Annotated in this window: 8 protein-coding genes; 7 read left to right on the top strand and 1 reads right to left on the bottom strand. The window is 65.7% G+C overall.

Going from position 1 to position 6,844, the window contains the following annotated elements; genetic code table 11:
- Positions 1 to 143: 143 nt before the first annotated feature.
- Positions 144 to 587 (bottom strand): helix-turn-helix domain-containing protein, encoded by a 444-nt coding sequence (locus OJI97_RS10650; protein ID WP_367184765.1) that lies wholly within the window; start codon positions 585 to 587, stop codon positions 144 to 146.
- Between the two features lie 48 nt (positions 588 to 635).
- Here OJI97_RS10650 and OJI97_RS10645 point away from each other — a divergent pair, with 48 nt between their 5' ends.
- The 7 genes from OJI97_RS10645 to OJI97_RS10615 all read left to right on the top strand — a co-directional run bounded on the left by OJI97_RS10645 (position 636) and on the right by OJI97_RS10615 (position 6,756).
- The gene (locus OJI97_RS10645) at positions 636 to 1,004 is read left to right on the top strand and encodes a mercuric transporter MerT family protein (protein ID WP_297663316.1); all 369 of its coding nucleotides are present in this window, start codon (positions 636 to 638) and stop codon (positions 1,002 to 1,004) included.
- Positions 1,005 to 1,015: 11 nt separating this feature from the next.
- Positions 1,016 to 1,360, top strand: coding sequence for a heavy metal-associated domain-containing protein (locus tag OJI97_RS10640; RefSeq protein WP_297663314.1), 345 nt, complete (start codon positions 1,016 to 1,018; stop codon positions 1,358 to 1,360).
- A gap of 117 nt (positions 1,361 to 1,477) precedes the next feature.
- The gene (gene merA, locus OJI97_RS10635; protein ID WP_297663312.1) at positions 1,478 to 2,905 is read left to right on the top strand and encodes a mercury(II) reductase; all 1,428 of its coding nucleotides are present in this window, start codon (positions 1,478 to 1,480) and stop codon (positions 2,903 to 2,905) included.
- A 4-nt stretch (positions 2,906 to 2,909) separates the two neighbouring features.
- Positions 2,910 to 3,323 (top strand): hypothetical protein, encoded by a 414-nt coding sequence (locus tag OJI97_RS10630; RefSeq protein WP_297663310.1) that lies wholly within the window; start codon positions 2,910 to 2,912, stop codon positions 3,321 to 3,323.
- A gap of 186 nt (positions 3,324 to 3,509) precedes the next feature.
- A complete protein-coding gene (locus OJI97_RS10625; protein ID WP_297663308.1) occupies positions 3,510 to 4,802 on the top strand; it encodes a site-specific integrase in 1,293 nt (430 codons plus the stop codon).
- Positions 4,799 to 5,761 (top strand): tyrosine-type recombinase/integrase, encoded by a 963-nt coding sequence (locus OJI97_RS10620; protein ID WP_297663307.1) that lies wholly within the window; start codon positions 4,799 to 4,801, stop codon positions 5,759 to 5,761. The genes OJI97_RS10625 and OJI97_RS10620 overlap by 4 nt, the downstream gene beginning before the upstream one ends.
- Positions 5,758 to 6,756, top strand: coding sequence for a tyrosine-type recombinase/integrase (locus tag OJI97_RS10615; protein WP_297663306.1), 999 nt, complete (start codon positions 5,758 to 5,760; stop codon positions 6,754 to 6,756). Before OJI97_RS10620 ends, OJI97_RS10615 begins: the two co-directional genes overlap by 4 nt.
- Positions 6,757 to 6,844 lie beyond the last annotated feature (88 nt).

The raw sequence follows: 6,844 nt of genomic DNA, 5'->3' as shown, positions 1-6,844 counted from the left end.
CATTATGCCGTCTTCCGGATTATGCCGCGCCGAAGCGGGATCGCCCATTATGAGCGCGTACGCCAGCGCGGCATGTCGGCATAATCAGGCTGCCTCGCTGCCTGATTGCCAGGCCCAACAAGCCCTGGCGCGCCACGTGCGTGCTAGTGACGCCGCTGAGGCGCTCGCGGCGGCGCCGACATTGCCTCGATGATGGGGCAATCGGGCGAAGCATCTCGTGCGCAGTGCGCCGCCGTCTCCGACAAAATCCGCTGCAGCTTCCGCAAGTCGGCGATCTTGCGCTTGACCACGTCGAGATGCTGCGTCGTCAGCGCATAAACGTCAGCGCAGCCGCCGGCGCCGTCGGCGATGGCCAGAAGCGCGCGGATCTCCTCGATCGAAAAGCCGAGTTCTCGCCCGCGAAGAATGAAGCGCAGCCGCTTGACCAAATCCGCATCGTAGAGCCGGTGACGCCCTTGGGAGCGCGGCGGGTGCGGGAGGAGGCCAATGCCCTCGTAATAGCGGACGGTTTCAAGGTTACAGCCGACGCTGGTGGCAAGCTCGCCGCGCCGCAAAAGCGGCATGGGATTGCGCTGCTGCATGGACATGAAAATTCCTCTTGATCCTGTAGTCTCTACAGATTGTAGCTTGATGGCATGTCCGAGCAAAGTCCCAATCCTGTCGCCCGTTCGTCCTGGCTCGCCGCCGGCGGCGTCGCCGGCGCCATCCTCGCGTCTACCTGCTGCGTCCTGCCGCTGGCGCTGGTGACGCTGGGCGTCTCCGGCGCCTGGATCGGCAACTTCACCGCGCTCGAGCCTTTCAAACCGGTTTTCATCGCCGTCGCGGCGGTCTTCATCGGGCTCGGCTTCTGGCAGGTCTATTTCCGGGCCAAACCCAAATGCGAGGACGGCTCCTACTGCGCCCGTCCGCAATCCGCGCTGATCACCCAAGTCGCGCTCTGGTTCGCGACAACGCTCGTCATCCTGGCCGCCACCATCGATTGGTGGGCGCCGTTCTTCTACTGAAGGAGGCACTCATGAAGAAGCTTTTGATCGTCGGCGCGCTCGCCGCATTCGCCGGGATCGGCGCGACAGCCATGCTGGTTCCGCTGCAACCGGCCGCGCAGGCTCAAGCACAGCGCAGCGAGGCGCAAGCGCGCACCGCCTCGTTCGCTATCGACAAAATGACCTGCGCGACGTGCCCGATCACGGTGCGCACGGCGATGTCGCGCGTCGATGGCGTCCGTTCGGTCAAGGTCGATTTCGACGCCAAGCGCGCCACGGTGACCTATGATCCCGCCCGTGCGACGCCCGAAGCAATTGCGGCGGCTTCGACCAATGCCGGCTATCCCGCGCGGCTCATCGCCAAGCCGGCTTCATGAAGGAGTGGTCGCTCCCCTACGCCGGCGTTGCCGCGCTGGCGGCGTTGACGTTGGGGCTCAGCGCGCTCTCGCGTCGGCGACGCAGCGCCTATGATCGCTCGCACAAGAAAGCCTGACATGTCCGACTGCTGCGCGACTCCAAGAAAGGACGAAGCCTATGACCTCGCCGTCATCGGCGCGGGTTCCGCTGGCTTTTCGGCAGCCATCACGGCCGCCGAGCAGGGCGCGCGCGTGGCGCTGATCGGACACGGGATGATCGGCGGCACCTGCGTCAATGTCGGCTGCGTGCCGTCCAAGACCATGATCCGCGCCGCCGAGGCGATTTATGGCGCGCGCGCCGCCGACCGCTTCGATGGCATTGCGGGCGAAGCGCGCGTGGTCGATTGGCGCCGCGTCATCGCGGCGAAGGATGATCTGGTCGCCAGCCTTCGCGAGAAGAAGTACATCGAGCTGCTGCCCCAATACGAAGGCATCGCCTACATCGAAGGCGAAGCTCGCCTGGCCGAAGACGGCGTCGCGACAGGCGAGCGCTTCATCCGCGCGCCGAAGATCGTCATCGCAACGGGCGCGCGTCCAATGGCGCCGCCGATTCCAGGACTTGAGAAGGTCCGCTATCTTACCAGCACCCCGCTGCTTGAACTCGACGCATTGCCGAAAAGCCTTGTCGTCGTGGGCGGCGGCTTCATCGGCGCGGAACTCGCGCAGATGATGGCGCGCATGGGCGTCGCGGTGACCATGGTGTGCCGCTCGCGTCTGTTGCCGCAAGCCGAGCCCGAAGTGTCTGACGCGCTCATGGACGCATTCCGCCGCGAAGGCATCAGGCTCCATTGCGGCGTCGCCTATGACGCCTGCCGCGAAGACGCCGCCGGCGTCACGCTCCACGTCAGGGAAGACGGTTCGCTGGTCGAGCTGCGCGCCGAAAGGCTTCTCATCGCCACCGGCCGTGCGCCCAATGTCGAGGGCTTGGGCCTCGCGGAAGCCGGCGTCGCCCAGGATGAGCGCGGCGCCATCGTCGTCGATGCGCACATGCGCACCAGCAGGCCGGGCGTTTACGCGGCCGGCGATGTGACCAACCGCGATCAGTTCGTCTACATGGCCGCCTACGGCGCCAAGGTGGCGGCGAAAAACGCCCTTAATGGCGACGCTCTCGCCTACGACAACGCCACCATGCCCTGGGTCGTGTTCACCGATCCCCAGGTCGCCGGTGTCGGTCTCACGGAAGCGCAGGCCGCAGCCGCAGGACACGAGGTGAAGGTCTCGGTCCTTCCGCTCGACCAGTTGCCGCGTGCGCTGGCTGCGCGCGACACCCGCGGGCTCATCAAGCTTGTCGCCGATGCGCGCAGCGGCCGCCTACTGGGCGGCCAGATTCTTGCGCCAGAAGGCGCCGACAGCATCCAGACGCTGGCATTGGCGCTCAAGCAGGGCATGACGGCTCAGATGCTCGGCGAGATGATCTTCCCTTATCTCACAACGGTCGAGGGCCTGAAGCTCGCCGCGCAGGGATTTGACCGGGACATCGCCAAGCTCTCCTGCTGCGCTGGGTGACGTGATGCGCCAGCAACGCACGCCCGATGAAGCTTGTGTGCGGCGCGACCTGTCGGCGCGCGCCGGGAGCTTCCTTGTGGTCTGGGGTGCGCCAGTGCTTGCCGCAATCGCCGCTGGCTCGCTGTCTCCTTCGCTCGCCGGGACCGCCGGGGTCTGGTCGCTCGCGCTCGCCTGGATGGGCGGGGCATGTCTTCTCAATGCGCGCCGTTGCGGACGCCTGCATTGCTATTTCTCCGGCCCGATCCTGCTGGCGGGCGCGCTGCTGATGGGACTCATCGCTTTGGAGCTGCTCAATGCGAACACCGCGGGCATGGGCGCGATCGTCGCCGGCGCGCTCGTCCTCGCCAGCCTGACCTATGTGCTGGAACTTGCCTGGGGCCGCTATGTGCGTCCCAAGCCGAGGTCGCGCGACGGTTAGATCGGCGCTCACCACACATCGCCGGCGCCGATCTCCGGTGTGAACTCGAAGCGTTCCCCGCCATCCGCTCGGCGCGCCAGCGCCTATGAACTGATGGGCGGCTTGCTATGCAAGTCCCGCCGAGGTCGAAAGGCGGCTCGCTGCACAAGACTTGCGCCAGCCCACCTCGCGTGTCCGGCTACGATCATGGCCCTGTCTCCTTCCCATCAATGGAAGGAGACCTCCATGCCTTGGACAATCGAGAAATCCACAGCCGCCAGGATCGCGCCGGACTGGCTGAAGCCCTACTGCAAGGAGTTCCTGCAGAGGCTCGCCGATCAAGGCTATACGCCCGCGACGATGCGAACCTACGACGCGTCGGCCCGGTTGCTCTGTCAGGAGGTTGCCCGCCGAGGACTGCGCGAGGACGAACTCGTTGGTCGGACACTGTCGAAGGCGCACGCCGCAGCGTTCAAGGCGATGCACCCCAACAAATACAATCAGAAGAGATACTGCTTGGACCGGTTCATCGACGCTCTTGTCGCCGCCGGCGTGGCCGAATGGCCACCTGCGCCGAAGCAGAAGACGCCAACGGCGTTTGAACGCCTGGCGATGGAGTACGCGGCCTATCTTCGCGAGCAGCGGGGACTGGCGGAAGCGACCATCTACCACTGCATGCGGTTCCTCGATCGCTTCATGACGTTCCGCTTCGGCGAGAAGCTCGGCGATCTCAACGACATCACGCCCGACGACATCGTGAGGTTCCTGCGCGAGGTCATGAGCCGGAAGAGCCCGTACCGCGACAGGACGCCGCCGACGCACCTGCGCAGCCTGTTCCGCTTCCTGTTCTGGAGCGGGAAGACGAAGCGTGACTTGGCGAGCAGCCTGCCGCGTGTTGCGATGGGACGCGCCTCGCACCTGTCACGTGCGTTGCCTCCGGAGGAGATCGAGCGGCTGGTCGATGCGGTCTGGGCGCCGGACGCGGTCAGCCGGCGCAACTACGCGATGCTGATGATGCTGGCCCGCCTTGGCCTGCGGGCGCCCGAGGTGATCGCGATCCAGCTCGACGATATCGACTGGCGCACCGGCACGATCCTGATCCGGGGCAAGGGCAAGCGGCACGACCGCATGCCGCTGCCCGAGGATGCTGGAAAAGCTATCGTCGACTACATCCGCAACGGCCGCCGCGGATCGTCGCGCACGCTGTTCGTTGCCAACAAGCCGCCCTATCGGCCGTTCGTCAACGCCCAGATCCTGAACACGACGCTGCGCGCGGCGTTCAAGGCGACCGGCCTTCGACCGCCGCAGATGTATATCGGCGCTCACCTGCTGCGGCACAGTCTTGCGACCGACATGCTGCGCAAGGGCGCCTCGTTGGATGAGATCGGCGACGTGCTGCGGCATCGCTCGCGCAGAGCGACGGCCATCTACGCCCGGCACGATATTGAAGGGTTGCGCTCAATCGCACGCGCCTGGCCGGCCGAGGGAGGGCGCGCATGACCACCCTGTCGCAGCGTCTTGCCGACTATCTGGCTGTCCGTCGTGGCCTTGGCTTCGACCTGACCTTCGACGGGCGTGTTCTGCGCGTCTTCTCCGCCTTCGCCGACCGCGCGGGAGCGGATCACATCACGGTCGATCTGTTCCTGCGCTGGAAGGCCGCCTATGGCCATGCGAACAACGACACCTGGGCGCACCGGCTCGGCATGGTTCGGGCCTTCGCCAGCTGGCTCAGGGGATATGACGAGCGCACCGAGATACCGCCAGCCGGGCTCATCCCGGCCAAATGGCGGCGGCCCCGGCCTTACATCTACTCAGAGAGGGAGGTCGCTACGCTCGTCTCCCGCGCCGCAACGCTCCGGTCACGTTACGGCCTGCGGAGTTGGACCTGCTCAACCTTGTTCGGACTCATCGCCGTCACCGGGTTGCGCATCAACGAGGGCTTACAGCTCGACGATGACGATATCGATCTCGACGCCGGCGTCATCACAGTGAAGCGCGGCAAGAACCGCAAGGTCCGCCTTGTACCGATCGCACCGAGCACCGCCGAGCGGCTCGCGGCCTATCGCGTCGAGCGCATGCGGCTTCTCGGGTCGAAGGCGGGCGCGTTCTTCCGCAACGACGAGGGCCGTCGAATGACCGATTGCAGCGCGCGCTATAACTTCGCGGTTGTGTCCCAGGGCATGGGGCTCCGCGAGGCGCAGCGCTTCTGCAAGCATGGACGCGGTCCCCGCATCCATGACCTTCGCCACACCTTCGCCGTACGCACCATCATGGACTGGTACCGCAAGGGCCTGGATCCCGACCGGGAGATGTTGCGGCTCACCACCTATCTTGGCCATCTGAAGCCCGACCATACCTACTGGTACATTGAGGCGGTTCCCGAGCTGCTGCAGCTTGCCTCAAAGCGTGCGGAGCACTCGCTCAAGAAGGGCGTTGCGGGGAAAGGGCGCGTGCAATGAGACCGCCGCATCCGCTACCCGTCTATCTGCAACGCTTCTTTACCGAGCGCCTGACCTCTCAGCTGAAGGCGAGCCCGAACACCGTCGCGAGTTATCGCGATACGTTCAGGTTGCTGCTCAGATACACAGCCGGCCAGCTCCGACGGCCGCCGACGGAGTTGCAGGTGGCCGACATCAACGCCGAGTTGATCGGCCTCTTCCTCGCCGACATTGAGAGCACGCGCGGCAACAGCGCCCGCAGCCGCAACACGCGGCTGTCGGCCATACGCTCGTTCTTCAAGTATGTCGCCGTGAACGAGCCCCAGCTACTGCACCACTGCCAGCGCATTCTTGCCATGCCGCCGAAGCGGCATGAGAAGCGGACGCTCGACTATCTGTCGCGCGCCGAGATCGAAGCCCTCATCGCGGCGCCGGACCTCTCCACCTGGCACGGCCGCCGTGACCGAGCGCTGCTGGCGCTCGCTTTGCAGACCGGATTGCGCGTCTCGGAGCTGATCGGCCTGTCCTGCGGCGACATTGTGCTCGGCGCCGGGACGCACGTCCGATGCATGGGAAAGGGGCGCAAGGAGCGGGCGACACCGATCCGCAGGGACAGCGTCAAGGTGCTTCGCAGCTGGCTTGCCGAGCGCGGCGGGGCGGATGTCGACCCGGTCTTCGTCAGCAACCGCAACCAGCGGCTCAGCCGCGACGCCGTCGAGGAGATCGTGCGGAGGCATGTGCGGTCAGCGTCTGCAAAATGCCCATCGCTCAGGAAGAAGCGGGTCACGCCGCACGTGCTACGCCACAGCGCGGCCATGCAGCTCCTTCAGAATGGCGTCGACCGCACCGTCATCGCGCTCTGGCTTGGCCATGAATCGGTCGAGACCACGCAGATGTACATCCACGCCGACATCCAGCTGAAGGAGAAGGCGATGGCCCGAACGCGGCCGATCAAGGTCCAGCCCGGCCGGTATCAGCCCGATGACAAGCTGCTCGCCTTCCTGGAGGCGCTCTGATTATGCCGACATGCCGCGCTGGCGTACGCGCTCATCATGGGCGATCCCGCTTCGGCGCGGCATAATCCGGAAGACGGCATAATGACCC

It is taken from the genome of Sphingopyxis sp. (assembly GCF_025869345.1).
GTDB lineage: Bacteria > Pseudomonadota > Alphaproteobacteria > Sphingomonadales > Sphingomonadaceae > Sphingopyxis.
Note: the sequence above shows the minus strand (reverse complement) of the source record. Positions and strands in the feature narration are given on the sequence as shown.